Source organism: Sphingobium sp. 3R8 (assembly GCF_020166615.1).
GTDB classification, from domain to species: domain Bacteria; phylum Pseudomonadota; class Alphaproteobacteria; order Sphingomonadales; family Sphingomonadaceae; genus Sphingobium; species Sphingobium bisphenolicum.
In genome coordinates this window covers 21,851-46,990 of sequence record NZ_JAIQXR010000015.1, presented here as the reverse complement: position 1 = coordinate 46,990, position 25,140 = coordinate 21,851, and the positions used below count along the sequence as shown (strand labels likewise).

Sequence of the window (25,140 nt, the reverse complement as noted above, 5' to 3'; positions counted from 1 at the left end):
TCGCCGTGCCTCTGGCGCGGGCCTATGCCTTCGCACGGCGACCGGAAAATTTTCCGCGCTGGGCCGCCGGCCTGTCCGCGACCCCTGCATGAAAGCGATGATGGCTGGGTCGCGGATACGCCCGCGGGCGAAGCGCTGGTGCTGTTCACACCGGCCAATGATTTCGGTATCCTCGACCATCGCGTGCGGCTGGCGGGCAGGCCGGACATCTATATCCCGCTGCGGATGATCGAACATGGCGCCGGGACCGAGGTAATCTTCACCTTGCTCCGCCAGCCGGACATGGACGATGCGGCGTTCGAGGCCGATGCGCAGGCCGTGACGGCGGACCTGCGCACGCTCAAAGCCTTGCTGGAAGCGGCGCCTGCCGGTTGAGCGGAGCGGCTTCCCTCGCTAAGGCCCGTGTCATGCACAGCGACGATGAAGACGAACCCCGCGGCTTCTGGCCCGCCATTCGAGCCCGATCCGGCCTGATCTTGGGCGTAATCGGCCTGGTCGGCTGGTGCGCGATGATCTGGTTCATGTTCGGGGATGTGCTGTAAGGGGCGCACCAATTGCACGCCCATCCACTTTGCTCTATGGGCCGGCCTAGCAGCCCCGGCACCCGCTGATCCTTTCCGATTCGCGTTTGCCGGGGCGCAATCTTTTCTAGATCGGTTTTCGATCCGATGGCATCGGATCGGCCGATCTGGGGTGTTGGTTTTATGCGATTTCCGAGCCATCAGATGAGTCCATCTGATTAGAAATCGCTCTAAGATAAGTCAGGAACGCGCATGGCCCGTCGCCGCCAGATTTACGAAGGCAAGGCAAAGATCCTTTACGAAGGCCCCGAGCCCGGCACGATCATCCAATATTTCAAGGATGACGCCACTGCCTTCAATGCCCAGAAAAAGGGCACGATTTCGGGCAAGGGCGTGCTGAACAACCGGATTTCCGAGCATATCTTCACCCTGCTCGGCCAGATCGGCGTGCCGACCCATTTCATCCGCCGCCTCAACATGCGCGAACAACTGGTCCGTCAGGTCGAGATCGTGCCGATCGAGGTCGTGGTGCGCAACGTCGCCGCCGGGTCGCTCAGCAAGAAGCTGGGCATTGAGGAAGGCACGCAACTCCCCCGCACGCTGATCGAATATTGCTACAAGGACGATGCGCTGGGCGACCCGCTGATCTCCGAAGAGCATATCGCCTGCTTCGGCTGGGCGACGCAGGACGAGATGCACGACATCGCCGACATGGCGATCCGTATCAACGACTTCATGTGCGGCCTGTTCGCGGGCATCGGCATCCGCCTGGTCGATTTCAAACTGGAATTCGGTCGCCTCTATGACGGCGAATATAGCCGCGTCATCCTGGCCGACGAGATCAGCCCGGACGGCTGCCGCCTGTGGGACATGGCGACCAACGAGAAACTGGACAAGGATCGCTTCCGCCGCGACCTGGGCGGCGAAGTCGAGGCTTATCAGGAGGTTGCGCGCCGTCTTGGCCTGCTGCCCGAAGGGCTGGACACAACCGTCCTCGACCTCGACACCCATCGCAAGAAGCGCGAAAAGGACTGACAGTCCATCGCATGACATTGTAAAAGCCGGCGGAAACATACTGTTTTCGCCGGCTTTTTCGTACGCGCAGAGTCAGATCAGTGCGTCGGCCATCAGCTTGATGCCCAGCAGCACCATCAGCGCGTAGATGAGCGTGTAGAAACGCGCCGGATCGACCCGTCGTACCAACGCCACGCCGGCGAAGGTCGATAGGATCGCCACCGGCGCCAGCATCGCCGTCGCCATCAGATTGGCGTGGGTGAACTGACCCAGCGCGGCATAGGCGGGCAGCTTCATCCAGTTCATCGCGGCGAAGGCGAGTGCGGTAGTCCCCACCAGCATGTCGCGAGGCAACCGCTTGGGCAGCACCCACATCTGGAAGGGCGGCGACCCGGCATGGGCGATATGGCTGGTGAAGCCGCTGCCGATGCCGAACAGGAAGCCCACCCAGCCGGGCGAATCCGACGGCAGCACGACGGCCTTGCCGCGTTCGATCCACAAACGTTGCAGCCCGAACAGTACCGAAATGGCGCCGAGCACGCCCAGCACCGCGGTTTCCGACACCTGCGCCGCGAACAGATAGCCAAGTCCGATGCCGACCGCAGCGCCCGGCAGCATGACCTTGAGGATCGACCCGTCCCAACTATGGCGATAGACCCAGACGCTGACGACGTCCTGCAGGATCAGGATCGGCAACAGGATCGCCGCGCCGCGCACCGGATCGACGGCCAGCGCCATCACCGGCATGGCCAGTGCGCCGATCCCGGCAAAGCCGCCCTTGGCGAGGCCCGCGAGGATGACGGCGATGATGGCGCATATATAATAGAGCGTATCCGGGTTCATGCCGCCCGCTTAGGGGATAGATGGGCCAGTGGGAATGGCTTGCAGGGGTGGTCAGCGGACTGTCAGCTTACCGGCTCAAAAACGTGAGATCGGATGGTTAACGATCAGACCTTTGCCGATCCCAGCCGCGCTGCTGAGCAGCCTTTACCTCTGGCAATTTCATGTCGAGATTTTCAACAGTAGTGATCCGCTTCACTTGATAGCGAAAGCTACCTTGAAGGGCATTCCCGGCATTGCCTTCGATAGTATAGAGTTCGCCAGCTTTGAGCGGCTTAGCTGGCGTCACGGTAACTGCACCCTTTGGTGCCTGACCGTATCGAAGGGGGAAGTTCGGACCGCATTTGCTGACGTTCTTATAACGATCGTATGCGTCGAATTCCCAGACTGCCGAGCCAGCAGCGTCGCTCACTTTGAACGAGATTAGGCAGTATGGCGAACCTGTTTCATTAACGTCCTCGCTGACAAAAGATAGCTTACCATCGATAAACAGGGCCTCAACTGTGTAAACATAGGAACACGCCGCCAGTAGCGCGGTGGCAGCGACAACCGCCCAGCCGCCTAGGCGTGCTGCGATCATGTGTGCCGGAGCGCGGGATAAAGCATCTGAGAAACGGGCCATGCTCGTTACCTAGCATGATTTGCGATGTCCGCTATGGAGACCAGACAAGAGGTTCAAGAACGGCAAATTATGGTCGTTAGCAGCCGCCAGTCGCTCGCACAGGAAATTGCGATAGGAACCGACGAAGTCTGGTAGCGGCAGCGTTAAGCTGGCTTCCAATCGAAACTTCGAACCCAACATCGCCTAAGTCACTGTCTCGGTTCGCCCAAGGGGGCAATACTTCCAATGAAAGCCCAATTCGGATTGACACGTCTGACACCCGCTCAAAGTCTAGGTTCAGTTCAGTAAAACCGCAGAAATTTTGTTCTGCGGTTCCCGCCGCAACCAGATCGAGCCAATCAGCCAGACGTTGCATTTCGAATGTAGTAAGGCATGGGTCGCGGAAGCGCCACGATCTGCCATCGAGAACGGCATCCCCAGTGATTATAAGCCAGTTAGAATCCCACTCGTCATTCGGGATATCTGGAAATTGGTAGCCCTCCACGTCAAGACGTAAGGCGCCCGTCGGCCCTTCTAAGATCGCCAGTCTGTCGTTTCCCATTTTTGCAGCATAGCGGCCCCTGGCGATGGCCGCTACTGGAACGTCCGCAAACAGGCAGCGTGAACATTGTCACGAACGGCAACAAATGCTCGCCCCCAACCATCGCCGCCCACGACATTCGATCCTTCCAATGTAGGATTTTCTCTGGCTTATCCTCGGGGATGAAGCCTTTTTCCGACAATCCACCCGGTCGACCGCTCGACGCGCAGGGTAAAGCCGATGTCCCTGACGCGTTGGCGGCGCGTGGGCGTGACCATGATGACGCGCCCCGGTCAGGCGGGTGGCGCGTGCGTGACGCTTCGCGAGCGCGTTGCGAGCGCTTTGGAGGCGCAATGCTCGAAAAAAGCCGACAACGGTGTGAACTTCGGACTGTCGCGTCGACATGACCGCGCATGAGAAGGGAACCAGCCCGCACGCCTCACCGATTGGCGCGATAGCCGATCAGCAGGCCGAAGCTGAAGGTCGCCAGCAGGGCGAGTTGGACCTTGCCGTGCGGATCGTCATATCCCACGATCTGCTGTCCCCATGCGAACAGCCCGACAAACATCGCCAGCGCCAGTCCGGACATCGCCCCGCACGTCCCCCAAAATCCCATAGTCACACTAGCGCAATGGTCGCTAACAAAGTCATAATGGCTTGCCTCTGCGCGCCGCCGCGCCTAGGGGGTGCGGCAAAGTTCGGCCGTGCGGAATCGCGCGGCGCCAGTCGATTCCAAGGAGTCCGCGTCCCATGAAAGCCCGCATCTTCGTCACTCTCAAGGGCGGCGTCCTCGATCCCCAGGGCCGGGCCATCCATCATGCGCTCGACGGACTGGGCTTTGGCGGCGTCAACGACGTCCGCGCGGGCAAGCTGATCGAACTGGACCTGGCCGACGACACCAGCGACGAGGATATCGACGCCATGTGCCGCAAGCTGCTGGCCAATACGGTGATCGAAAATTATCGCATCGAAAAGGTGGCCTGAAGTATGAAAAGCGCCGTCATCGTCTTTCCGGGCAGCAATTGCGACCGCGACCTGGCGGTGGCGTTCGAGGCTGCGACCGGCAGCAAGCCCGCCATGGTGTGGCACCGCGACACGGACCTGCCCGACGACATCGACCTGATCGGCGTGCCGGGCGGCTTTTCCTATGGCGATTATCTGCGGTCCGGCGCGATGGCGGCCCGTTCGCCGGTGATGCAGGCGGTGGCGAAGGCCGCAGAGCGTGGCGCTTTCGTGCTGGGCATCTGCAATGGCTTCCAGGTGCTGACCGAAAGCGGTCTGCTGCCCGGCGCGCTGCTGCGCAACGCCGGCGGCCATTTCGTGTGCCGCGACGTAGCCCTGACGGTCGAGAATGCACAGAGCGCCTTCACCAGCCGCTATGCGGCGGGCGAAGCGATCCGCTATCCGGTGGCGCATCATGACGGCAATTATTTCGCCGACGATGCGACGCTCGACCGGCTGGAAGGCGAAGGCCGCGTGGCGCTGCGCTATGCGGAGAGCGTGAACGGGTCGGCCCGCAACATCGCCGGTATCCTGAACGATGCCGGCAATGTGCTGGGCATGATGCCGCATCCCGAACGCGTGATCGAACCGGCGCATGGCGCGACCGACGGCAAGCGCCTGTTCCAGGGGCTGGTCGAAGGGCTGATGGCGCGGGCCTGAGCGCTTCCTCCCTGTTGACGATATGAAACAGCGCCTTCCTCGGGGATGGCGCTGTTTTTAAGAGCCTTCGACAGGATCAGGCCGAACGGATGGTGAGAATGGCCGTCACCCCCCGCGGTGATAGTCGTAATCCATGGCGCGGCCCTGCTGCTTGGTCAGGATGGCGCCGACGATCGCGCCGCCGCTGCGCCGCAAACGCTCCACCGCTGCGCGCAAGCCGCCATGATGGTTGCGGCCCCATTCGACCACCAGCAGGCTGGCTTGCGCCTTGGCCGCCAGCAAGGGAGCATCACCGATACCGAGGATCGGCGGGGCATCGATCAGCACCGTATCATAACGGTCGCGCACCGCCGTGAGCAGGCCGTCCAGCGCCGGGGTCGACAGCAGTTCCGACGGATTGGGCGGCAGGGTGCCGCAAGGCAGCAGCGCCACGCCCACGACGCCGGTGTCCACGATCACATCCTGCGCCATGGCCTGACCGGTCAGCACTTCGCTGATGCCGCGCGCGGGGGACAGGCGGAACAGGCGATGCTGCACCGGACGGCGCATGTCGCCGTCGATTACCAGCACCGACTTACCGAGGCCCGCCAGCGCCAGCGCCAGCGCATGGAGGGTCAGCGACTTGCCCTCCCCCTCCTGCGCGCTGGTGACGAGGATCGATCGCGGCAGGCCATCGGCCGACGCGAGCAGCAAAGACGCCGCGATCGGGGTGAATATCTCCGCCGGCTGGGGATTGTCGCCGGTCACCGGCACCGCGCCCAGCAAGGGCAGGCCGACCCGTTCCGCCAGCGTGTCGGCGGAGGTCACGGCGTCGTCGAACATGTGGCGCGCCGCCACCAGCAGCAGCCCGAGCGCCAGCCCGCCGAGCGATGCCAACAGAAGGATCACGCCAATGCGCGGCGAAAAGGGCCGCGCCGGCACCGCCGCGCGATCGAGCGGCTGGATGCGACCAGCCTGGAAGCCCGCCTGCGACGCCATGTCGCGATAGCGCTGGAGCAGGCTGTCGTGCAGCATACGATAGGTATCGACCGAGCGTTCCATGATGCCCATCTGGACATCGCGGCCCTGCTCAACCTGCGCCTGTTGTTCGAGCTGCGCGATTTCCCTGGCGATCTGATCCTCGCCGCGCACCGCCACGTCATATTGTTCGCGCAGCGACGCGCGGATGGTGTTGGCCATGGAATCGGCCTGCTCGTCCAGCGCCGCCAGCTTCGCCCGCGCTTCCCGCATTTCGGGGTGCGCGTCCTTGCGGAACTGCCGTTCTTCGGCGACCGCCGCGCGGGCCTGGGCGCGATCGGCCATGATCTGCTGCATCGCCCCGTTGCCCAACACTTCAGGCAGCGTATCGGCGCTGGCGCGCCGCGCACTTTCCCAGCGTTTCTGCGCCGCGATGCGATCGGCCGCGGCCTGAGCACGAAAGGCGTTAAGTTGGGCCAGGCGCGTCGCGACCGATCCGTCGGGCGCGGCAGGTTTGACCGGCTTGCTCTCCTCGCCCGGCTGGACCGGCGTACCCGTGCGCGCGGCATAGACAGCCATGTCGCGCTCCGCCCGCGCCAGATCGTTGCGCGCACCGTCCAGTTCTCCCAGCAGGAAGCGGCGCGCCTGCACGCCGGATTCGAAGCCGCGCTTCAGGTCGGCGCGGATCAGGCTGTCGGCATAGCTGTTGGCCACGCGCGCCGACAGCACCGGATCGGCGCTGACGAAGCTGATCCGCAGCACCCGCGACTTGCCGGGCAGTTCGACCTCCAGATTGTCGCGCAGCAGCCGTACGACCATGTCCTGCTCCACCTGGCGCTGCGACAACGTCCCGACGCCCTCGGCCGGCCGGACCTCGTCCATGCCCTTGAAGAAGGTCGGCGTGCCGACCAGCGCCAGATCGCGCGCCACCTCCTCAGCAAGCGCCCGGCTGCGCAAGACTTCCAATTCGGTCTGCATCAGCGTTTCGGTGTCGTTGGCCGTGCCGGCGCGCTGGGCGGCGGCGGAACCGGCCGCGCCGGCCGGCACATCCTCCACCTCGACCGAGGCGGTCGCGCGATAGTCGGGCGTCGATGTCAGGATGAAGATCGCGCCGGCCAGCAGGCAGAGCGCCATGGTGACGAACAGGATGATGCGGTGCCGGCGCAAGACCAGCCAGCAGCGCGCGGCGGCGACCGACAGGCGGGCATTGAAACCCTCGCCGCGGCCATCCGCATCGTCACGCGTCGGGAAAGCAGGAAGACCCATCAGCGATTTCCGTCCAGCGCGATGAAGCCGGTGGCGAGCGCGGGCACGGCCAGCAGTGCGCCGCCCACTATCGCCTTGGCGCGCGACAGGCCGACGATGACCATGTCGCCCGGCAGGATTTCAGGATCGGGCGCACGCCCCTTGCGAATGGCGGCCAGATCGAACAGAGCGGCCTGCCGCTGGCCGTCCAGCTGGCGCACGACGACGACCTGGTTGAGCCCCGCCAGCCGGGTCGGCCCCTTCGCCAGGGCGACGGCCTGCAACAGGGTCAGCCGCCCTTCGACCGGATAGAGGCCGGGTTCGCGCACCTCGCCATCCAGCGTGATGCGGCGACCCACGGCCTTCTTCACGAACAAAGTGACCTGCGGCGAGACCAGATAGCGTTCGCCCAGCCGCCCGGCGATGACGTCGCCCGCTTCGCCGGCGGTCAGTCCCGCGACCGACACGTCGCCGATCAGCGGCATGCGGATCATGCCCCCCGCCGTAACCTGCGCGTCTTCCAATGACAGACCCGGCTCGTGATAGACCTGAATGCGCAGCACATCGTCCGGCGCAATGCGATAATCCATACCGATCGCCGGCGGCGGTGGAATTGCGGCATAGGCGGCCTCCCCGCGCGGCGCACCCTCTACGGTCGCACACGCACCCAGCAACCCGCACGCGATCAGCGCTGCAATCGATCGGTTGATGCTGTTTCCGCGCTTCATCCGCGCTCCCGCCCCGTCTTAACCCAGATGAGGCCGGGGGTTAACGGCGCGGCACCGCGATGGCAACCACGGACGGGACGGGTCGAACGAACCCGATGACCGTCAGACGGCGAGACGGTCGGGCGCCGGTTCCGCCAGGCGGCGCGGCTGATCGGGCCAGATTCCTCTGGTGTCATAAACAGCCTTGCCGGCGCGTTCATCGACGGGGACAGATTTGAACATGTCATGATCGACAAGAATGACGAAAACGCCACATTGTTCCAGTGCCGTATCGAGATCGATCAGTTCGGCCCCCGTCCCGGCAAATTCCATCGGCAGCGCCTGCGCATAGGGTTCGACCAGCTTGACGCGGCGACCATAGCGACGCGCCAGCCGCGCCGCGACCTTCACCGCGGGGCTTTCGCGGAAATCGTCGATATTCGCCTTGAAGGCGAGGCCGAGGCAGGCGACGTCTTCGCACGCGAAGACGTCGATCATGTCGGACGCCTTCGCCACAACATAGTCGGTCTTGCCGTCATTCACTTCGCGCGCAGTACGGATGATGCGGGCATTTTCCGGGTCGCCATGGACGATGAACCAGGGATCGACGGCGATGCAATGACCGCCGACGCCAGGACCGGGCGAGAGGATATTGACGCGCGGATGGCGGTTGGCGAGGCGGATCACTTCCCACACGTCGATGTCCATATTCTCCGCGATCACCGACAATTCATTGGCGAAGGCGATATTGACGTCGCGGAAGCTGTTTTCGACCAGTTTGACCATTTCGGCCGCGCGGGCGGTGGTGGTGATGCAGGCGCCGCGGACGAACTGGCGATAGAAGCCCAGCGCCTTGCGCGCGCAACGCGGCGTGATGCCGCCGATACAGCGGTCGTTGTCGATCAGTTCGACCAGAATGCGGCCAGGCAGCACGCGTTCCGGGCAATAGGCGATGGCGATGTCGCCGGCCACGCCGGTGCCGGGCATCTTGAGGTCGGGACGGATGGTGCCGATCACGTCGCGCATCGATTCGGTCGTGCCGACGGGAGATGTGGATTCGAGGATCACGGTGTCGCCGGCCTTGAGTACCGGAGCGATCGTGCGCGCGGCGTTCAGGACATAGGAGATGTCCGGCGCCCGATCTTCCGACACCGGGGTCGGCACGGCGATGATGAAGACGTCGCTTTCTTCCACCTCCAGGCTTGCACGGAGCTTGCCGCGTGCGACGACGCCCTGCACCAGGCCGTCCAGGTCGACTTCTTCGATATGGACGCGGCCGCTATTGACCGTTTCGACCACATGGGCGCTGACGTCGACACCCACCACCTGCGCGCCGCCACGCGCGATCAACGCGGCGGTCGGCAGGCCGATATAGCCAAGGCCAATGACGGAAACCTTCTGTTTTGCGTCGACGGGCATGAGGCGGACAATCCTTCAAACGGTGAATTTGCCTGCTTTTCTGCCCGAAAATGCTGAAGATTTCGGTAACGCTGGCGATTCGTCAGCTCACGTACTGGTCAGCTTTCAGCGATAACGCGGCAGAGGCTGGCGCGCCATATGCATGGGCGAGCGAACGACCGGCGTGGTGATGATCTTGGTCTTCATCAGCGTGCGGATACGATCCGCGCCGTCGGGATTGAGCAGGACCACGCGCGTGCCGCCCGACGTCAGCGGCTCGATGGTCGAGATGGCGATGGCATGGCGAGCGCACAGCGCCGTGACATCGTCCAGCGGCGCGTTGAGATTGATGGCGCGGCTCATGCGGACATATCCATCGTACCGACGGTCGGGTTGAGATGAATCGATAAGATCATGAGGCAGGCTCCTTGCGTGGCAAGCGGGAGCGCGATCTGTCTCTCGGTCGTGGCGAATGCTTGCGGGCAGGTTTCGCGGCGATGCCGTCCGGTAGCAGATAGCGCCCGCAGCGTCGCCGCTTTTATTCCGGCGCTGCGGCATCCGCGCCGATCAGCGCAGCGATTCGCGCCGCCGCCCGACCGTCGCCGAAGGGATTGTGCGCCCGTGCCATCGCCTGATAGGCGTCCTCATCATCCAGCAGCGCCAGCACCTCGCGCACGATGCGGGCGCGATCCGCGCCGACCAGCTTGGCCGTCCCTGCATCGACGCCTTCGGGCCGCTCGGTCGTCTCGCGCATCACCAGCACCGGCTTGCCGAGCGACGGCGCCTCCTCCTGCACGCCGCCGCTGTCGGTCAGCACGAGATGGCACAGGTCGAGCAATCGCACGAAATGCGGATAGTCGAGCGGCTCGATCATCGCGACATTGGGCAGGTCACCCAGCACCGCATCCATCACCGGCCGGACATTGGGATTGGGGTGGACAGGAAAGATCACCGCCACATCGGGTCGCGCAGCGATGTCCGCGATAGAGCGAGCGATCGCTTCCATGCCGCCGCCGAAATTCTCGCGCCGATGGCTGGTGACGGCGACGATCCGCTTGCCCGCGAAGCGTGCCGCCAGACCATCCAGGCCACTGGCCAGCGCCGGTTCCTCCAAGAGGCGATCGCGGGTCGCGAGCAGCGCGTCGATCACGGTGTTGCCGGTAATGTGGATGCTGGCAGCGTCGCGGCTTTCACGCAGCAGCGCATCGGCCGCCGCTTGGGTCGGCGCGAAATTCATGTCGGCGATACAGGCTACGACCCGGCGATTCACTTCTTCCGGCCAGGGATGGTGGATGTCGCCACTGCGCAGCCCGGCCTCCACATGGGCGACCGGAATCTTGCGATAATAGGCGGCCAGACTTGCGACCATCGTAGTGAGCGTGTCGCCATGGACGACGACGCGGTCGGGCTTTTCCGCATCGAAGGCCCTGCCCAGTTCGACGATCAGCTTTGCGGTCAGGCCGTCCAGCGTCTGGTTTGGCACCATGACGTCCAGATCGATATCGGGTACGATCCCGGCAATCTCCAGCACCTGGTCCAGCAGGCCGCGATGCTGCGCGGTCACGATAACGCGTGTCGTCACGCCCGGCTGCGCGCGCAGCGCATGGATCACCGGGAACATCTTGATCGCTTCGGGTCGCGTCCCGAACACCAGCGCTACCTTCACATCAACTCCTTTGCCTGCCGCTCCGTTCAGCCTGTCGCAGAAATTGGTAACCAGCGGCTGAACGCCATCGCCAAATTCACCGCTGCAACGCAGCGAATTGAAATATACGCGGACTATGATAGAGCCGCGCCTAGTCACCACGTCATACGGAGCTGAATAGTCCATGAAAATCACGATGATCGGCACGGGTTATGTTGGACTTGTGTCAGGAGCCTGTTTTGCGGATTTCGGTCATGACGTGGTGTGCGTGGACAAGGACGCGGGAAAGATCGCGGCGATCGAGTCCGGCCGGATGCCGATTTTCGAACCGGGGCTGGACAAGCTCGTGGGGGACAACGCCGCATCGGGCCGGCTGACCTTCACCACCGACCTGGCCGCCGGCGTCAAGGGCGCGGACGCGATCTTCATCGCGGTGGGCACGCCGTCGCGCCGGGGCGATGGCCATGCGGATCTCAGCTATGTCTATGCTGCGGCGCGGGAAATCGTGGCGGCGCTCGATGCGCCCGCGGTGATCGTGACCAAGTCAACCGTACCGGTCGGCACCGGCGATGAAGTCGAGCGGATCGCCCGCGAACTCAAGCCCGACCTTGATATTCAGGTCGTGTCCAACCCCGAATTCCTGCGCGAAGGCGCGGCTATCGGCGACTTCAAGCGGCCCGACCGCGTCGTCGTGGGCACCACCGGATCGGAGCGTGCAATCGCGGTGATGAGCCAGGTCTATCGCCCGCTCAACCTCAACCAGGCGCCTTTGATGTTCACCGGTCGCCGCACCGCCGAACTCATCAAATATGCCGCTAACGCCTTCCTGGCGACCAAGATCACCTTCATCAACGAAATGGCCGATCTGTGCGAAGCGGTCGGCGCCGAGGTGCAGGACGTGTCGCGCGGCATCGGGCTGGACAACCGTATCGGCTCCAAATTCCTGCACGCCGGGCCGGGCTATGGCGGCTCCTGCTTCCCCAAGGACACACTGGCGCTGGTCAAGACGGGGCAGGATCATGACGCCCCGATCCGCATCGTCGAAACGGTGGTGCAGGTCAACGACCTGCGCAAGCGGGCGATGGGCCGCAAGATCGTCAAGGCGATGGGCGGCGACGCCCGCGGCAAGACGGTCGCGCTGCTGGGCCTGACCTTCAAGCCCAATACCGACGACATGCGCGACGCGCCCAGCCTCGCCATCGTCCAGGCTCTGGAGGATGCCGGTGCGAAGATCGTCGCCTATGATCCCGAAGGCATGGATGTCGCCGCGCCGATGATGCCCACCGTGACCATGGCCAAGGACGCCTATGAAGCAGCCGATGGCGCCGACGCCGTCGTGCTCGTCACCGAATGGGACATTTTCCGCGCACTCGATTTGAAGCGCCTCGCCGACACCATGACCGGCAAGGCGCTCATCGACCTGCGCAACATCTATCCCGCCAACGAGATCGCCGCTGCCGGACTCGCGCTCTCCCGCGTCGGTGGATAAGCAGAAGGCGGGGCGTCCCGGTGACGCCCCGCCTTCTCTGCACCCATGGCCCCGCCTGCATCACTGGCTGATCGCGACGGCGATGCTGTTCGCGATGGGCATCGCCGTACCACTCTTCGCCGCCTTCATCTGAAGCGGCGCTGGTGGGTCAGGCCTTGATCTTCCAGCCGCGCTTGAGCAGCGCGTAGCATAGTCCGCCCAGCACCAGATTGAGCGCCAGCAACACGCTGCTGCCGACCACGACATTGGTGTCCGCCGCCGCTACGAAGCCGTAGCGGAAGCCGGAAATGATATAGAAGAACGGATTGGCGTGGCTGATCGCCTGGAAGACGGGCGGCAACCGGTCGATTGAATAGAAGGTGCCCGACAACAGGGCGAGCGGGCCGATCACGAAATTGGTGATCGCCGCGCCATGATCGAATTTTTCCGCCCAGATCGATGTCAGTACGCCCAGAAAGGCAATGAAGCTGGTGCCGAGCAGGCCAAACCAGGCGACCGCCCACAGATGCGCGGGCGTGACATGGACGCCGGGCCACAAGGCCATGGCCAGCCACAGGGCGAAGCCGACGAACATCGCGCGCGTCACCGAGGATGCGACCAGCGCGAACAGCAATTCACCCACCGCGATCGGCGGCATCAGATAATCGACCAGCGTGCCCTGCACCTTGCCCACCATCAGCGCGAAGCTGGCATTGGCGAAACAGGCGTTGATCATACCCATGATGATGAGGCCCGGCGCGATGAAATCGGCGAAGGGCACCGCTTCGCCGCGCAGCAGCACGGTTCGCCCGCTGCCGCCCAAAGCCACGATGAAGATCACCAGGAACATCAGCGTCGTGATCGCCGGCGCCCAGACGGTCTGGAGTTGCACCTTCAGGAAGCGGCGCACTTCCTTGGCGTAGAGCGCCCAGGTGCCCGCCCAGTTGATGTTGCGGATCTGCGGGACGCCAGGCTCGGGGAAAGGCGGCTGGGCCGCAGGCGCGGCGTGAATTTTGGGCTGGTCGTTCATGGTGGGATCGACTATCGGCTGGTCCGTTATGCCGCAAGGGGGAAGGTCCAAGGATTTGAACCTGCGGCGTGGCTTCCCATATAGGGTGCCATAGAAGATTTGTGAGGAGTTTTTTCATTGTCCTGGACCGACGAGCGTATCGACCAGCTCAAGGGGATGTGGGAGCGCGGCCTGACCGCCAGCCAGATCGCCGATGAACTCGGCGGGGTCAGCCGCAATGCGGTGATCGGCAAGGCGCATCGCCTGGGCCTGCAATCCCGTCCTTCGCCGGTGAAGGCGAACGAGACGCCCAAGAAAGCGGCCGCCCCTGCCCAGCGCAAGCCCGCCGCCGCCCCGGACGTGGAAGCGCCCCGCGCCGCGGCGCCGGTCGCCTCGCCCCCGTCTCCCGTGCGTGCGCCGGTCGCCCCGCCGCCAGCGCCTGCGACACCGGCCCCCGCGGCGGCCGCCGCCACGGACGCGCCGCCCCCGCCGCCGCAGCCCCGCATCATTTCGGTCGGGCCCGGCGGCTTCCTGCGTCAGGGTCCGGGCGACCAGCAGGCGCCGATTCCGCCCGCGCCGCCGCGCCGGCTGGTGCCGGCCAAGCCGAGCGCCGAGATTGCGGACAAGACGACGCTGCTCGACCTGACCGAACGGATCTGCAAATGGCCGATGGGGCATCCGGGTGAACCCGATTTCCATTTCTGCGGCGAGCAGGTGAATCCCGGATTTCCCTATTGCGTCGAACATTGCGGCCGCGCCTATCAGGCGCAACTGCCGCGCGGCACGCGCCGCCCGCCTCCACCCCTGCCCTTCGGCGGTCCGCGGGTGCGCTGATCTTTCACGCCAGACACAAGAAAGGCCCGGCTTCCATCTGGAAACCGGGCCTTTCTTTATTGACTATGTTCAGAAGCGGAAGCTGGTGGTCACCATCACGCTCTGCGTGTCGAACTTGTCGCCACGATTGATGCTGGCGCCGCCCGACGGGGTGATGCGGAACGGATTGGTAGCTGGGGCCGTGCCCGCGCCGACATCTACGCGATAGTCGCCGACATTGTAGCGGGTCCACAGATAACGCGCGCCGATGGAGAAGTTGTTCGACACCTTGGCCTCGATACCACCACCCATGGTGTAGCCCCAGCCATCTTCCTTGCGATCGACTTCAGTGAAGCTGTTGGCGCCGTTGCTGGTGCTGAAGCTGTTCTTCACCTTCGCATAGGCAAGACCGCCGGTGATATAGGGCATGATGCCGCCGGGAGTCGTGTAACCCAGACGGGCGCGCAGATTGGCGTTATAGTCGATCCGGCGGGTCATGGTGTAGAAGGCCGGCGTGGTCGAATATTCGGTCACGCTGTCGCTGATATAAGCCTTGCCGGCTTCGGCAACGACGCCCGCAACGATGCTGCCGAACTGTCGGTCATAACCGACATGGCCCATCCAGCCGATTGCGTCCTTGTCGCTGGAGCAACCGCTGGCCGGAGTCGACCCCCGCGCCGCGCCGCCGCATGTGCCGGGCGAGAAGGCGTTGGCGCCCGTGCCGGTTCTGATGACGTCGTCATAATCGCCGTCAGCATCGGAATCGAAGCGCAGATGTTCGGCGCCATCCTTCTTCTGCCAGTTATAACCGAAAGAGCCACCGACATACGGCCCCGTCCAGTCCACCGGTGCGCTGTCCTGGGCAACCGCAGGCATCGCCAGGACGAGCGCCAGGGTGGCGCCAAGCGGCGCAATAAAGTTGATCTTCATATATTAGTCTCCTCGCCGGACCGGCCGTTTTCTGCCCGTCTTCCCCCCGCTAACGAACCCGCCATCCCTTTTGTTTCAATTCCCTTTGTGACATATCGTTTCTGCCCGGCATGGCTCGACGCTTGCGCCCGCCGCGCGCCCGCTTATAGCTTGTCGCATGTCAGAAGACCTGTTCGCCGCCAACACTCCCGCCACGCCGCAATATGACGCTTCCACCATCGAGGTGCTGGAGGGGCTGGAGCCGGTGCGTCGCCGCCCCGGCATGTATATCGGCGGCACCGACGAGCGTGCGCTGCACCATCTGGCGTCCGAAGTGCTGGACAACAGCATGGACGAAGCGGTGGCCGGTCACGCCACGCGGATCGAGGTGACGCTGGAGGCCGGCAACAAGCTGACCATCACCGACAATGGCCGCGGCATCCCGGTGGACGCGCATCCCAAATTTCCCGGCAAATCGGCGCTGGAGGTGATCCTGACCACGCTCCATTCGGGCGGCAAATTCGAGGGCAAGGCCTATGCCACCTCAGGCGGCCTGCATGGCGTGGGCATTTCCGTGGTCAATGCGCTGTCGACCGATACGGTAGTCGAAGTGGCGCGCAACAAGGAATTGTTCCGCCAGAAATTTGCGCGAGGCTTGCCCGTCACAACGCTGGAAAAGGTCGGCGCGGCGCCCAACCGGCGCGGCACGCTGGTCAGTTTCGTGCCGGACACCGAGATTTTCGGCGAACAGAAGTTCAAGCCGGCCCGGCTGCATCGGCTTGCCCGGTCCAAGGCCTATCTGTTCGCGGGCGTCGAAATCCGCTGGAAATGCGATCCGTCGCTGATCAGCGACGATACGCCGGCCGAAGCGGTGTTCCAGTTTCCCGGCGGCCTGGCCGATCATCTGAAGGAACAGGTGGGCGACCGCGATTGCGCGACCAGTGTCTTCTTTTCGGGCAATCAGGATTTCCCCGGCACCGCGGGCCGGGTCGAATGGGCGGTCGCCTGGCCGCTCTGGTCGGACGGCAGCTATAGCTGGTATTGCAACACCATTCCGACACCCGACGGCGGCACCCACGAAGCGGGACTGCGCGCCGCGCTGGTCAAGGGCATCCGCGCCTTTGCCGAACTGATCGGACAGAAGAAGGGCAAGGACATCACCGCCGACGACATCATGACGTCATCGGAAATCATGCTGTCCGTCTTCATCCGCGATCCGCAGTTTCAGAGTCAGACCAAGGATCGGCTGACCAGCCCCGACGCCGCGCGACTGGTAGAAAATGCGGTGCGCGACCATTTCGACCATTATCTGACCGACCATATGGATCGGGGCAAGGCGCTGCTCGCCTATGTGCTCGACCGCATGGACGAGCGCCTCAAGCGCAAGCAGGAGAAAGAGGTCAAGCGCAAGACCGCGACCAATAGCCGCAAGCTCCGCCTACCCGGCAAGCTGACGGATTGTTCGAACGATGACCCGGAAGGCGCTGAAATCTTTTTGGTCGAAGGCGATAGCGCCGGCGGTTCCGCCAAGCAGGCGCGCGATCGCAAGACCCAGGCGATCCTGCCCCTGCGCGGCAAGATATTGAACGTCGCGTCCGCCAATAACGCCAAGATCTTGGCCAATCAGGAAATCGCCGACATGATCCTGGCGCTGGGCTGCGGCACGCGCAAGGACTGCAACCCGGACAATCTGCGCTACGAGCGCATCGTCATCATGACCGACGCTGACGTGGACGGCGCGCATATCGCGACGCTCCTGATGACCTTCTTCTTCCAGGAAATGCCTGAACTGGTACGGCGCGGCCATCTCTATCTCGCCCAGCCGCCGCTCTATCGGCTGGTGGCGGGCGGCAAGAGCCTCTACGCCAAGGACGACGCCCATCGCGAACAGCTCATGGCCAAGGAGTTCAAGGGCAAGAAGGTGGAGGTCAGCCGCTTCAAGGGGCTGGGCGAAATGAACCCGATGCAGTTGCGCGAAACCACCATGGACCCCAAGACCCGAATGCTGATCCGCATCACCCTGCCCGACGATATCGAGGATCGGCAGCAGGTGCGCGATCTGGTCGACCGGCTGATGGGCACCAACCCCGCGCATCGCTTCGCCTTCATCCAGGAAAATGCCGCGGCGGTGGACGAGGAAGCGATCGACGCTTGAAGGACGGGCGCACCTCTGCCCTGAAGTCGGTGCGCCTGGCCATGCTGCATCGCCTTATCGCTGGCTTATGGATGCTGATCGCCATGTTCGTGTCCCCTGCACAGGCGGCCCCCTCCCCGGCCTATCAGGCTCGCGCGGAACAGTTGCTCGCCATCCTCGGCGCCCCGGGCGGCGAGGAGGCCTATTTCTCCACGCTCTTTCTGGAAGCCGTGCCGGTCGACCGCTGGCGCGCCATCGCCGCCGATCTGCGCGCCCAGCATGGCAAGCCGCTGGCGCTGGGCGCGGTGCGGACCGACAGTGCCACCGCGGGTCAGGTCGAAATCCGTTTTGAGCGCGCGACCGTGGGCTTCACCCTGGTCGTCGCGCCGCAAGCGCCCAATCTGGTCGTCGGCCTGCATATCGTCGGCGCCCGTACCGCCAATGACAGCCCGGACAAGGTGATGGCGGACATCGCCGCCCTGCCCGGCACCACCGGCTTCGCGATCGCGCAACTGACCGATATGGGTCCGCAGTGGCTGCGCACCCATCGCGCCGACGCGCAGATGGCGACAGGCTCCAGCTTCAAACTCTATATTCTCGCCGAACTGGCGCGCGCGGCGGCAGGCGAGCGGCGCTGGAGCGACGTCATTCCGCTCGGCCCGAAAAGCTTCTCCGGGCGGCTGATGAACTGGCCCGACCGCGCGCCGATGACGCTGCACAGCCTCGCCACAGCGATGATCGCCGAAAGCGACAATAGCGCGAGCGATACGCTGCTGCGCGCGCTGGGGCGGGATCGGGTAGACGCCATGCTGGCCACGACCGGCCATGCCGATGCGGCCAAGGTGCTGCCGATCCTGAGCACCGCCGAAGCCTTCGCGCTCAAAATGCCGGCCAATGCCGATCTGCGCCGCCGCTACGCAACGGGCTCGGTCGCCGAACGTCGCGCGCTGTTGCAGGACGCAGCCCCACGCCTGTCCGCCGCCAAAGTGGATGTGGGCAGCGTCGCCGAAATTCCCACGGCGATCGACAGCATCGAATGGTTCGCCTCGTCAAAGGACATGATCGGCCTGCTCGACTGGCTGCGCCTGCATGGCGGTGACGCGCTGCCGGTCCTGGCCGTCAACCCCGGCATCGCGCCCGCCGATGCGAAACGCTGGCGTTATCTGGGCTATAAGGGCGGCAGCGAACCCGGCGTGATGGCGATGAACATGCTGGCGCAGGCGCGCAATGGCCGCTGGTATGCGGTCAGCGCCAGTTGGAACAACCCCGCCGCGCGGCTGGACGAACCAAAGCTGGTGGCGTTGATGACGAGGGCGCTTAACCTGCTGGCGGAATAGGGTTTGGCTGGTCGCTCGGCGCGGGACCGGCGCCATTCGCCAACCAGCCCTGCGCCTCCTCCATGGTCAGGAACACACGCACCCTGGGATGGACTAGGGTGCGTTCCGCTTGCGCCCTGTTCAACTGGCTGCCGACGACCACCGCCGTCCGTCCGCTGGTAAGCGTCATGCCGCTGCGCATGATGCCGGCGAGCAGATCGACGACGTCGTTCGCCTGCACCGGGAAGTCGAAGGATTCGACGATAACGTTGAAATCGTCACGGATCGCCTTGGCGTGATTGGCCTTCGATCCCACTTCCTTTGCAAGAGCGACGACATTGTCCGGCGTCCAGAAGCCTTCGACCTTCATCATCAGGCAATTGGCGCGGGGGTCATATTCTACATGAAACATCGGCGCCTCGGTCTGTGGCCAGGTACGATCTTAAAAGCCGTAACATATTGGTCCATGGCCGCTTTTCACGGACATTGCCAATCATCATCGCCCAATGGAGCGACTTAGCTCGTCAGCGCCTCGACCAGCGCCCTGACCTTCTTCTGCCGCCACTGCGGCAGCGGCGCGATCAGCCAGTAAGCGAGCAAGGTCGGCGTCGTATCGCCCACCTGCCGCACCCGGCCGGCCGCCAGGTCCGCCTGCGCCAGCAACAGCGGCACCCGCGCCCGGCCAAAGCCGCTGACCGCCGCCTCGATCGCCAGGCCGCCGTCGGCAACGCGGATGATCGCGGGCTTGTCGCCCGCCGGGCAACCGGGCCAGTCGATGCGATGGTCGGGGCCACCGGCCGCCGCCTCGACCGTGACATAGGCAGCTTCGCCGATCTTGACGCCTTCATGCTCGCCTGCACCGTCGGCCAGCCGTATCGCGATGTCCAGATTGGCCTCGGTAAAATCGAGCGCCTCGTCCGCCGCGATCAATTGGAAAGTCAGGTCGGACTGGCCTGCGGCATAGGCGGCCAGCCGCGGCTGGAGCCATTTTCCGGTGATGTCGCGCGGCGCGGCGATGGTCAGCGCATGGCTGGACTGGCCCGCCTGCATCGCCCGCACCGCTTCCTCAAACTCCAGAAAGCCCGCGCGCAGCGCGTCGAGGCCCGCTTCCGTCTCCGGCGTCAGTTCCAGTCCCTTAGGTGTGCGCCGGAACAGAACGACGCCCAGCATGTCCTCCAGCGCGCGAATCTGCTGCCCCACCGCTGCCGGCGTTACCGCCAGTTCGTCCGCGGCGCGGGTGAAGGACAGGTGCCGCGCGGCGGCATCCAGCACGCGCAGGCCGTTGAGCGGCAAATGGGTCCGCTTCATTCGGCCACCGCCGGCGCAATGAGGGCGAAATGGGGGATCGCGACATCAAACGTCTCGCCACCCACGCCGATCATCCGATAGCTGCCCTTCATCGACCCGGTCGGCGTATTGAGAGGGCAACCCGATACATAGTCATAACTTTTCCCCGGCTGCACCACCGGCTGTTCACCGACCACACCATCGCCATCGACCATATGCTGCGCGCCGCGCCCGTCGGTGATGATCCAGTGGCGGGTCAGGAGCTGTACCGGCTGGTCACCCTGATTTTCGATACGGATATGATAGGCCCAGAACCAGCGGCCCCGGTCCGGCTCCGACTGTTCGGGCAGGAAGGTGACCGCGACATGGACGATGATGTCCCGCGTGGTGGCGTGGAAGGGGAAGAGCGCGTTCACGTCTCAGAAATGCGCCCTAACCCCCTCATTCGTCAACGCCCTATCGACCGCAGCGCCTGATCGAGGTCGGCGATGACGTCGTCTGCATCCTCCAGCCCGACATTAAGGCGCAGCATGTCTTCGGTGATGCCGACTTCCAGCCGCGCCGCTTCGGCCATGCCGAAATGGGTGGTCGATGCCGGATGAGTCATCAGCGAACGCGAATCGCCGATATTGTTGCTGATATCGACCAGTTCCAGGCCATTGAGCAGGCCATGCGCCTCCGCCCGGCCACCGCCGACATAAAGCGAGAAGATCGGGCCGGCCATGGCCATCTGACTCATCGCGAGCGCGTGCTGGGGATGGCTTTGCAGGCCGGGATATAGAACCTTGGCGACGCGCCCTTCCAGGAAGGCGGCGACCTTGAGCGCGTTTTCGCTCTGGCGACGGATGCGCAGGTCGAGCGTTTCCAACCCCTTGAGCACCACCCAGGCGTTGAACGCGGCCAGCGTGGGGCCGGTGTTGCGGTGGAAGGGCAACAGCACATTGTCGATCCAGTCCCGCGTGCCGCAAATGGCGCCGGCGAGGACGCGGCCCTGACCGTCCATCATCTTGGTCGCGCTATAGGCGACGACGTCAGCGCCGAATTCCATCGGCCGCTGCAACGCGGGCGTGGCGAAGGCATTGTCCACAACACTGGTGATGCCATGCGCCTTGGCGATGGCGCAGACCGCCGCCAGATCGACCACGTCCATCGTCGGATTGGCCGGGGTTTCGAAGAAGAAGACCTTGGTATTGGGTCGGATCGCCGCTTCCCAGGCCGCGGTGTCGCTGCCATCAATCGTCGTCGTTTCAATCCCGAACTTGGGCAGCAGCGTATCGGTCAGCCAGCGACACGAGCCGAAAGCGGCCTTGGCGCCGACGACATGGTCCCCCGCGGACAATTGGCACAGCAAAGCCGCGGTCATCGCTGCCATGCCGGTGGCGGTGGCGCGGCAGGCTTCTGCCCCTTCGAGCAGGGCGATACGCTGTTCCAGCATCTCCACGGTCGGGTTCTGGAGGCGGCTATAGGTCATGCCGACCTGTTCGCCGGCGAACCGCGCGGCGGCGTCTTCCGCCCGGTCGTAGCTGTAGCCGCTGGTCAGGAACAGGGCTTCGGACGTTTCGCCATATTCGCTGCGCGCCGTGCCGCCGCGGATCGCCAGCGTCGCGGGCTTCCAGTTCCTGGTGATGTCGGGATTTTGTCCGCTCTTGCGCTTCATATCGCTTTCCGCATGTCCTGATTCACTTGCGGCGTGGCGCCGCCCAATATCTCGGCCATCTGGCTCATGTCGCCATTACCGCCCGAGAGGATAACCGCAACCTTCTTGCCGCGCATTCGGTCCTTTTCCTGCAAAAGCGCGGCCAAAGCGACAGCACCCGCCCCTTCGGCGAGGTTATGCGTATCCTGCCAGTAGATACGGATCGCCTGCGCCACCTCATCGTCGGTGACGCCCACGAAACGGTCGGCGCGCGACCCGAAATAGTCAAGCGCCGCCTGGACGGGGGTGCAGACCGCGACGCCGTCGGCAAAGGTATAGGCGGTTGGGCTGGAGATCAGCCGTCCGGCTTCGAAGCTACGCTTGGCCGCATCGACATGGGCGGACACCACGCCGACGACCCTAGTCTTGAGGCCCAATGCGTCGCGCGCAGCGATCGTGCCGCACAGGCCCGATCCGCAACCGACCGGGACATAGACGGTGTCGAGGTCGGGCACCGCGTCGAACAGTTCCAGCCCGTAGCTGGCGACGCCGCGCACCAGTTCGTCATGATAGGCCGGGACCATGAACAGGCCCTGCTGAGCCGACAGACGGATCGCCTCGGCCTTGGCGCTGTCGAAATCATGGCCATGTTCGATCAATGTCGCGCCGAATGCGCGCATCGCCGCGTTCTTTTCAAGCGCATTGCCGTGCGGCACGACGATGGTGGCCGAGATGCCGGCGGCGGTGGCGGCTCGCACCTGCGCCTGTCCGTGATTGCCGCGGGTCGCGGTGATGATGCCCTTCACCTCTGGATGGGTACGCCGCAGCCAGTCGATATAGGTTATAGCACCCCGCGCCTTGAACGCGCCGGTGGGGGTGTGATTCTCATGTTTGACCCACAGGTCGCAGCCGGATCGCTGGCCCAGCAGCGGCCAGGCGTATTGAGGGGTGGGCGGCACTTGCGCATGTACCATCTGGGCGGCGGCGCGGAGGCTGGACAGGGGAAAATCGGTCATCGCAACGCCCTATCGATCGCGCAGGCGCGACGACAGGACCGATGCTGCGCAATTGGCCCTGTAACTGGCCCTTCCTGACCAGTCCTGTTAAGCGGCCCGGCGCGGCGCCTCGGCCATCAGCGGGTGCAGATGCTGCTCTTCCCACGCCATCCTGTCGAGCAGGCCCTGCTGCAATTCCAGCACGGAGTCACGATAGCCCGACCAGTCCCGTTCGATCCGGGCGGGTGTCCAGTTCTTGATATGGTCGCTGTAGCGCAGGAACAGCGCGACCATGGCGCGGCTATGGTCGCGCGCGACCGGATCGGACTGCACCGCCGTCCGCCCGGTGCGCAAGGCGACGACCAAGGCGTCCTCGCGGCCCATATGATCGCGGAACAGCTGGGAAAAGGCGATGCGTCTGCGGGTGATGTCCGGCAGCGCCTCGGGCCCCTGCGTGCGCATGACATGCGCAAATTCCCGCATCATGCCCCGCAAGGCATCATGATCCTGTCTCAATTCCGTCGGCATTATGCGTCCCCATTTTCCGATTAGATCGGACCGGGGACGCAAAGATTAAGTCCATCCGAGACTTATGCGACGAACCGAGCGGTCAGAGCACAGCCAGAACCGCGTCGCCCATCTCCACGGTCGACATGGTCCCGCCCAGATCGGGCGAGCGCGCGCCGTCGGCCAGCGCCTTGGCCACAGCGGTTTCGATCCGGTCGGCCTGTTCGGGCAGGTTCAGCGAATAGCGCAGCATCATCGCCGCCGACAGGATCGTCGCGAGCGGATTGGCCTTGCCGGTGCCGGCGATATCGGGGGCGGAGCCATGGATCGGCTCGTAAAGGCCCTGGCCGCCGCCGTTCAGCGTGGCCGAGGCCAGCATCCCGATGGAGCCGACGCACATGCTGGCCTGGTCGGAGAGGATATCGCCGAACAGATTGCCGGTGACGATGACGTCGAACTGGCCGGGGTTGCGGACCAGCTGCATCGCGGCATTGTCCACATACATGTGGCTCAGCGCCACGTCGGGATAGTCGGCCGACACGGCGATCACCACGTCGCGCCAGAGCTGGCTGGTTTCCAGTACATTGGCCTTGTCCACCGAGCAGAGCTTGCCGCGACGGGCGCGGGCCGCTTCGAAGCCCGCAATGGCGATGCGGCGCACTTCGGCTTCGTTGTACGACATGACGTCATAGCCCTCGCGCAGGCCATCGGCGGTGGTGCGGAAGCCCTTTTCGCCGAAATAGACGTCGCCATTGGTTTCGCGGACGATCAGCAGGTCGATGGCGCTGGCGACTTCGGGGCGTAGCGCGGATTCGTCGGCCAGTTCGGGGAAGACCTTGGCCGGGCGCAGGTTGGAGAAGAGGCCCAATTCCTTGCGCAAGCCCAATATCGCCTGTTCGGGGCGCAGGTGGCGCTCCAGCGAATCGCAGTCGGGATCGCCGACCGCGCCGAACAATATGGCGTCTGCGCGCCTGGCGATCTCCAGCGTTTCGGGGGGTAGCGGATGGCCGACCGCCTTATAGGCCGCGCCACCGACCAGTCCGTCCTCATAGGTCAGGCCATCGATCGCCAGCGCATCGAGCACGCGGGTCGCCTGTGCGACGATTTCGGGACCGATGCCGTCTCCGGGGAACAGGGCGATCAACATGGCGAGACTCCTTATATTGCGTGGCTGCCCCTTATGGAGACAGGAGGTTTCACGCAACCGCCCTTTTCAGCCGGTCGACCAGTCTTTCGCGCGCAGCGAGGATGTCGGCTCGCCGATCGATCAGGATGGAGCGTTCGAGGAAGAAGCCGGTGAGGCGCAGTCCGTCCAATATCTGCGTCCAGTCGCCCATCCCGCCTTCGATCAGGAAGGGGGGCAGCGGCAGCAACCGGGCTTCATAGCCGACCGCCGCCGCGCGGCTGACCGCTGCGGCGCTGCGCGGGCTGACATAGGCCAGGTCGTGCACGTCGCCCCCGACAGCGCAGCGCGTCAGGTCGAGTCCGAAGCCCAGTTCGGCCAGCAGCAGCAATTCGTAGCGCACCAGCGCCACCGCCCAGCCGCGCGCCGCCGGGGCCGCCTCCACCGCGCCCAGCACGCCGTCGAGCGCCTGATGCAACGCCGGATAGGGCGTACCTTCCGGCAGCGCCGCGGCAGTCAGGGCGCAGCTCCAGTCGATCGCCACCGCCGGCAGCGGTTCAGCCAGCAGCGGCGCGCGGCTCTGCGCCAGTTCGACAGTCAGGCCAGCCAGTTGATCCTCGGTGCGGGCGCGGAAATCGGCCTTCACGATATTGCCGGGAAGCAGCACCGGGCGCAAAGCCCGCGACCGACCGCCACGGACATAGCCCGGCAGCAGGCCATGATCGGGCGTCAGCAACCGCACGATCGCACCATGTTCGCCATGATGGCGCACGGCGCAAACGATCGCGGTGGTGCTGAGGCTGGGCATGGCG

Annotated in this window: 28 protein-coding genes; 10 read left to right on the top strand and 18 right to left on the bottom strand. The window is 64.5% G+C overall.

Translation table 11 applies throughout. The features are described from left to right. The first annotated feature begins 24 nt into the window (after positions 1-24). From K9B33_RS14780 to purC, 3 genes are all read left to right on the top strand, one after another. Complete coding sequence (locus K9B33_RS14780) at positions 25-375, top strand: polyketide cyclase (RefSeq protein ID WP_224549831.1); 351 nt, start codon at positions 25-27, stop codon at positions 373-375. A gap of 32 nt (positions 376-407) precedes the next feature. Then, positions 408-542 carry a hypothetical protein gene (locus tag K9B33_RS23080; protein ID WP_261934795.1) on the top strand — a complete coding sequence of 45 codons (135 nt, stop codon included), beginning with the start codon at positions 408-410 and terminating at the stop codon, positions 540-542. Positions 543-773: 231 nt separating this feature from the next. Then, a complete protein-coding gene (gene purC, locus K9B33_RS14775) occupies positions 774-1,556 on the top strand; it encodes a phosphoribosylaminoimidazolesuccinocarboxamide synthase (RefSeq protein WP_224549829.1) in 783 nt (260 codons plus the stop codon). 72 nt (positions 1,557-1,628) lie between these two features. Here the strand turns inward: purC and K9B33_RS14770 are convergent, their stop codons facing one another. From K9B33_RS14770 to K9B33_RS14760, 3 genes are all read right to left on the bottom strand, one after another. Next, positions 1,629-2,378 (bottom strand): sulfite exporter TauE/SafE family protein, encoded by a 750-nt coding sequence (locus K9B33_RS14770; RefSeq protein ID WP_224549827.1) that lies wholly within the window; start codon positions 2,376-2,378, stop codon positions 1,629-1,631. A 97-nt stretch (positions 2,379-2,475) separates the two neighbouring features. Beyond that, positions 2,476-2,997 (bottom strand): hypothetical protein, encoded by a 522-nt coding sequence (locus K9B33_RS14765; RefSeq protein ID WP_224549825.1) that lies wholly within the window; start codon positions 2,995-2,997, stop codon positions 2,476-2,478. A gap of 959 nt (positions 2,998-3,956) precedes the next feature. Further along, on the bottom strand, positions 3,957-4,106 hold the full coding sequence (locus K9B33_RS14760) for a hypothetical protein (RefSeq protein ID WP_224549824.1): 150 nt from the start codon (positions 4,104-4,106) through the stop codon (positions 3,957-3,959). Between the two features lie 161 nt (positions 4,107-4,267). Here K9B33_RS14760 and purS point away from each other — a divergent pair, with 161 nt between their 5' ends. Together purS and purQ are read left to right on the top strand one after the other, a co-directional pair. Then, a complete protein-coding gene (gene purS, locus K9B33_RS14755; protein ID WP_088182756.1) occupies positions 4,268-4,501 on the top strand; it encodes a phosphoribosylformylglycinamidine synthase subunit PurS in 234 nt (77 codons plus the stop codon). 3 nt (positions 4,502-4,504) lie between these two features. After that, positions 4,505-5,179 carry a phosphoribosylformylglycinamidine synthase subunit PurQ gene (purQ, locus tag K9B33_RS14750; protein ID WP_224549823.1) on the top strand — a complete coding sequence of 225 codons (675 nt, stop codon included), beginning with the start codon at positions 4,505-4,507 and terminating at the stop codon, positions 5,177-5,179. 105 nt (positions 5,180-5,284) lie between these two features. Here purQ and K9B33_RS14745 read toward each other — a convergent pair whose 3' ends face one another. The 5 genes from K9B33_RS14745 to wecB form a co-directional block, all read right to left on the bottom strand. Next, on the bottom strand, positions 5,285-7,402 hold the full coding sequence (locus tag K9B33_RS14745) for a GumC family protein (RefSeq protein ID WP_224549822.1): 2,118 nt from the start codon (positions 7,400-7,402) through the stop codon (positions 5,285-5,287). Beyond that, complete coding sequence (locus tag K9B33_RS14740) at positions 7,402-8,109, bottom strand: polysaccharide biosynthesis/export family protein (RefSeq protein WP_224549821.1); 708 nt, start codon at positions 8,107-8,109, stop codon at positions 7,402-7,404. The genes K9B33_RS14745 and K9B33_RS14740 overlap by 1 nt, the downstream gene beginning before the upstream one ends. Before the next feature lie 102 nt (positions 8,110-8,211). Next, complete coding sequence (gene wecC, locus K9B33_RS14735; protein ID WP_224549820.1) at positions 8,212-9,507, bottom strand: UDP-N-acetyl-D-mannosamine dehydrogenase; 1,296 nt, start codon at positions 9,505-9,507, stop codon at positions 8,212-8,214. A gap of 105 nt (positions 9,508-9,612) precedes the next feature. Further along, complete coding sequence (locus K9B33_RS14730; RefSeq protein ID WP_129926133.1) at positions 9,613-9,849, bottom strand: hypothetical protein; 237 nt, start codon at positions 9,847-9,849, stop codon at positions 9,613-9,615. 175 nt (positions 9,850-10,024) lie between these two features. Continuing rightward, positions 10,025-11,152 (bottom strand): non-hydrolyzing UDP-N-acetylglucosamine 2-epimerase, encoded by a 1,128-nt coding sequence (gene wecB, locus K9B33_RS14725; RefSeq protein WP_224549819.1) that lies wholly within the window; start codon positions 11,150-11,152, stop codon positions 10,025-10,027. 163 nt (positions 11,153-11,315) lie between these two features. On the opposite strand from wecB, the gene K9B33_RS14720 reads away from it, so the two are divergent. Together K9B33_RS14720 and K9B33_RS14715 are read left to right on the top strand one after the other, a co-directional pair. Further along, positions 11,316-12,620, top strand: coding sequence for a UDP-glucose dehydrogenase family protein (locus K9B33_RS14720; protein WP_224549818.1), 1,305 nt, complete (start codon positions 11,316-11,318; stop codon positions 12,618-12,620). After that, positions 12,613-12,753: a hypothetical protein gene (locus tag K9B33_RS14715; protein ID WP_224549817.1), complete on the top strand. Its 141-nt coding sequence runs from the start codon at positions 12,613-12,615 to the stop codon at positions 12,751-12,753. The genes K9B33_RS14720 and K9B33_RS14715 overlap by 8 nt, the downstream gene beginning before the upstream one ends. A gap of 15 nt (positions 12,754-12,768) precedes the next feature. On the opposite strand, the gene K9B33_RS14710 is transcribed toward K9B33_RS14715, so the two are convergent. Beyond that, a complete protein-coding gene (locus tag K9B33_RS14710; RefSeq protein WP_224549816.1) occupies positions 12,769-13,629 on the bottom strand; it encodes an ABC transporter permease in 861 nt (286 codons plus the stop codon). Positions 13,630-13,746: 117 nt separating this feature from the next. Here K9B33_RS14710 and K9B33_RS14705 point away from each other — a divergent pair, with 117 nt between their 5' ends. Continuing rightward, on the top strand, positions 13,747-14,442 hold the full coding sequence (locus K9B33_RS14705) for a GcrA family cell cycle regulator (RefSeq protein WP_224549815.1): 696 nt from the start codon (positions 13,747-13,749) through the stop codon (positions 14,440-14,442). A gap of 69 nt (positions 14,443-14,511) precedes the next feature. Here the strand turns inward: K9B33_RS14705 and K9B33_RS14700 are convergent, their stop codons facing one another. Beyond that, positions 14,512-15,351: an outer membrane protein gene (locus K9B33_RS14700; RefSeq protein ID WP_224549813.1), complete on the bottom strand. Its 840-nt coding sequence runs from the start codon at positions 15,349-15,351 to the stop codon at positions 14,512-14,514. 157 nt (positions 15,352-15,508) lie between these two features. Between K9B33_RS14700 and parE the strand changes: the two genes are divergently transcribed. Beyond that, entirely contained in the window at positions 15,509-17,485 is a 1,977-nt protein-coding gene (gene parE, locus K9B33_RS14695) for a DNA topoisomerase IV subunit B (protein ID WP_224549811.1), read from the top strand. Further along, a complete protein-coding gene (locus K9B33_RS14690; RefSeq protein WP_224549809.1) occupies positions 17,482-18,801 on the top strand; it encodes a serine hydrolase in 1,320 nt (439 codons plus the stop codon). The genes parE and K9B33_RS14690 overlap by 4 nt, the downstream gene beginning before the upstream one ends. Here K9B33_RS14690 and K9B33_RS14685 read toward each other — a convergent pair. From K9B33_RS14685 to recO, 8 genes are all read right to left on the bottom strand, one after another. Further along, on the bottom strand, positions 18,782-19,192 hold the full coding sequence (locus K9B33_RS14685; protein ID WP_224549807.1) for a hypothetical protein: 411 nt from the start codon (positions 19,190-19,192) through the stop codon (positions 18,782-18,784). The genes K9B33_RS14690 and K9B33_RS14685 overlap by 20 nt on opposite strands. A gap of 104 nt (positions 19,193-19,296) precedes the next feature. Beyond that, positions 19,297-20,088, bottom strand: coding sequence for a LysR family transcriptional regulator (locus K9B33_RS14680; RefSeq protein WP_224549805.1), 792 nt, complete (start codon positions 20,086-20,088; stop codon positions 19,297-19,299). Then, on the bottom strand, positions 20,085-20,483 hold the full coding sequence (gene apaG / locus K9B33_RS14675; protein ID WP_088182769.1) for a Co2+/Mg2+ efflux protein ApaG: 399 nt from the start codon (positions 20,481-20,483) through the stop codon (positions 20,085-20,087). Before apaG ends, K9B33_RS14680 begins: the two co-directional genes overlap by 4 nt. A 32-nt stretch (positions 20,484-20,515) precedes the next feature. Then, complete coding sequence (locus K9B33_RS14670; RefSeq protein ID WP_224549803.1) at positions 20,516-21,724, bottom strand: trans-sulfuration enzyme family protein; 1,209 nt, start codon at positions 21,722-21,724, stop codon at positions 20,516-20,518. After that, positions 21,721-22,719 (bottom strand): threonine dehydratase, encoded by a 999-nt coding sequence (locus K9B33_RS14665; RefSeq protein WP_224549801.1) that lies wholly within the window; start codon positions 22,717-22,719, stop codon positions 21,721-21,723. Before K9B33_RS14665 ends, K9B33_RS14670 begins: the two co-directional genes overlap by 4 nt. 87 nt (positions 22,720-22,806) lie before the next feature. Next, positions 22,807-23,226, bottom strand: a complete 420-nt coding sequence (locus K9B33_RS14660; protein WP_224549799.1) for a hemerythrin domain-containing protein — start codon at positions 23,224-23,226, stop codon at positions 22,807-22,809. An 82-nt stretch (positions 23,227-23,308) separates the two neighbouring features. Continuing rightward, positions 23,309-24,352 (bottom strand): 3-isopropylmalate dehydrogenase, encoded by a 1,044-nt coding sequence (leuB, locus tag K9B33_RS14655; RefSeq protein WP_224549797.1) that lies wholly within the window; start codon positions 24,350-24,352, stop codon positions 23,309-23,311. A gap of 49 nt (positions 24,353-24,401) precedes the next feature. Next, entirely contained in the window at positions 24,402-25,136 is a 735-nt protein-coding gene (gene recO, locus K9B33_RS14650) for a DNA repair protein RecO (RefSeq protein WP_224549795.1), read from the bottom strand. Positions 25,137-25,140: the final 4 nt, after the last annotated feature.

What these genes read in the sequence shown, in the direction of transcription:
- K9B33_RS14665 (WP_224549801.1), bottom strand. Translation starts at nt 22,719, where the DNA reads ATGACCGATTTTCCCCTGTCCAGCCTCCGCGCCGCCGCCCAGATGGTA.
- K9B33_RS14660 (WP_224549799.1), bottom strand. Translation starts at nt 23,226, where the DNA reads ATGCCGACGGAATTGAGACAGGATCATGATGCCTTGCGGGGCATGATG.
- wecC (WP_224549820.1), bottom strand. Translation starts at nt 9,507, where the DNA reads ATGCCCGTCGACGCAAAACAGAAGGTTTCCGTCATTGGCCTTGGCTAT.
- purQ (WP_224549823.1), top strand. Translation starts at nt 4,505, where the DNA reads ATGAAAAGCGCCGTCATCGTCTTTCCGGGCAGCAATTGCGACCGCGAC.
- K9B33_RS14670 (WP_224549803.1), bottom strand. Translation starts at nt 21,724, where the DNA reads ATGAAGCGCAAGAGCGGACAAAATCCCGACATCACCAGGAACTGGAAG.
- K9B33_RS14730 (WP_129926133.1), bottom strand. Translation starts at nt 9,849, where the DNA reads ATGAGCCGCGCCATCAATCTCAACGCGCCGCTGGACGATGTCACGGCG.
- K9B33_RS14765 (WP_224549825.1), bottom strand. Translation starts at nt 2,997, where the DNA reads ATGGCCCGTTTCTCAGATGCTTTATCCCGCGCTCCGGCACACATGATC.
- purC (WP_224549829.1), top strand. Translation starts at nt 774, where the DNA reads ATGGCCCGTCGCCGCCAGATTTACGAAGGCAAGGCAAAGATCCTTTAC.
- K9B33_RS14680 (WP_224549805.1), bottom strand. Translation starts at nt 20,088, where the DNA reads ATGAAGCGGACCCATTTGCCGCTCAACGGCCTGCGCGTGCTGGATGCC.
- K9B33_RS14770 (WP_224549827.1), bottom strand. Translation starts at nt 2,378, where the DNA reads ATGAACCCGGATACGCTCTATTATATATGCGCCATCATCGCCGTCATC.
- K9B33_RS14710 (WP_224549816.1), bottom strand. Translation starts at nt 13,629, where the DNA reads ATGAACGACCAGCCCAAAATTCACGCCGCGCCTGCGGCCCAGCCGCCT.
- K9B33_RS14780 (WP_224549831.1), top strand. Translation starts at nt 25, where the DNA reads ATGCCTTCGCACGGCGACCGGAAAATTTTCCGCGCTGGGCCGCCGGCC.
- purS (WP_088182756.1), top strand. Translation starts at nt 4,268, where the DNA reads ATGAAAGCCCGCATCTTCGTCACTCTCAAGGGCGGCGTCCTCGATCCC.
- K9B33_RS14745 (WP_224549822.1), bottom strand. Translation starts at nt 7,402, where the DNA reads ATGGGTCTTCCTGCTTTCCCGACGCGTGACGATGCGGATGGCCGCGGC.
- K9B33_RS14685 (WP_224549807.1), bottom strand. Translation starts at nt 19,192, where the DNA reads ATGTTTCATGTAGAATATGACCCCCGCGCCAATTGCCTGATGATGAAG.
- K9B33_RS14700 (WP_224549813.1), bottom strand. Translation starts at nt 15,351, where the DNA reads ATGAAGATCAACTTTATTGCGCCGCTTGGCGCCACCCTGGCGCTCGTC.
- K9B33_RS14720 (WP_224549818.1), top strand. Translation starts at nt 11,316, where the DNA reads ATGAAAATCACGATGATCGGCACGGGTTATGTTGGACTTGTGTCAGGA.
- K9B33_RS23080 (WP_261934795.1), top strand. Translation starts at nt 408, where the DNA reads ATGCACAGCGACGATGAAGACGAACCCCGCGGCTTCTGGCCCGCCATT.
- leuB (WP_224549797.1), bottom strand. Translation starts at nt 24,352, where the DNA reads ATGTTGATCGCCCTGTTCCCCGGAGACGGCATCGGTCCCGAAATCGTC.
- K9B33_RS14740 (WP_224549821.1), bottom strand. Translation starts at nt 8,109, where the DNA reads ATGAAGCGCGGAAACAGCATCAACCGATCGATTGCAGCGCTGATCGCG.
- parE (WP_224549811.1), top strand. Translation starts at nt 15,509, where the DNA reads ATGTCAGAAGACCTGTTCGCCGCCAACACTCCCGCCACGCCGCAATAT.
- recO (WP_224549795.1), bottom strand. Translation starts at nt 25,136, where the DNA reads ATGCCCAGCCTCAGCACCACCGCGATCGTTTGCGCCGTGCGCCATCAT.
- K9B33_RS14760 (WP_224549824.1), bottom strand. Translation starts at nt 4,106, where the DNA reads ATGTCCGGACTGGCGCTGGCGATGTTTGTCGGGCTGTTCGCATGGGGA.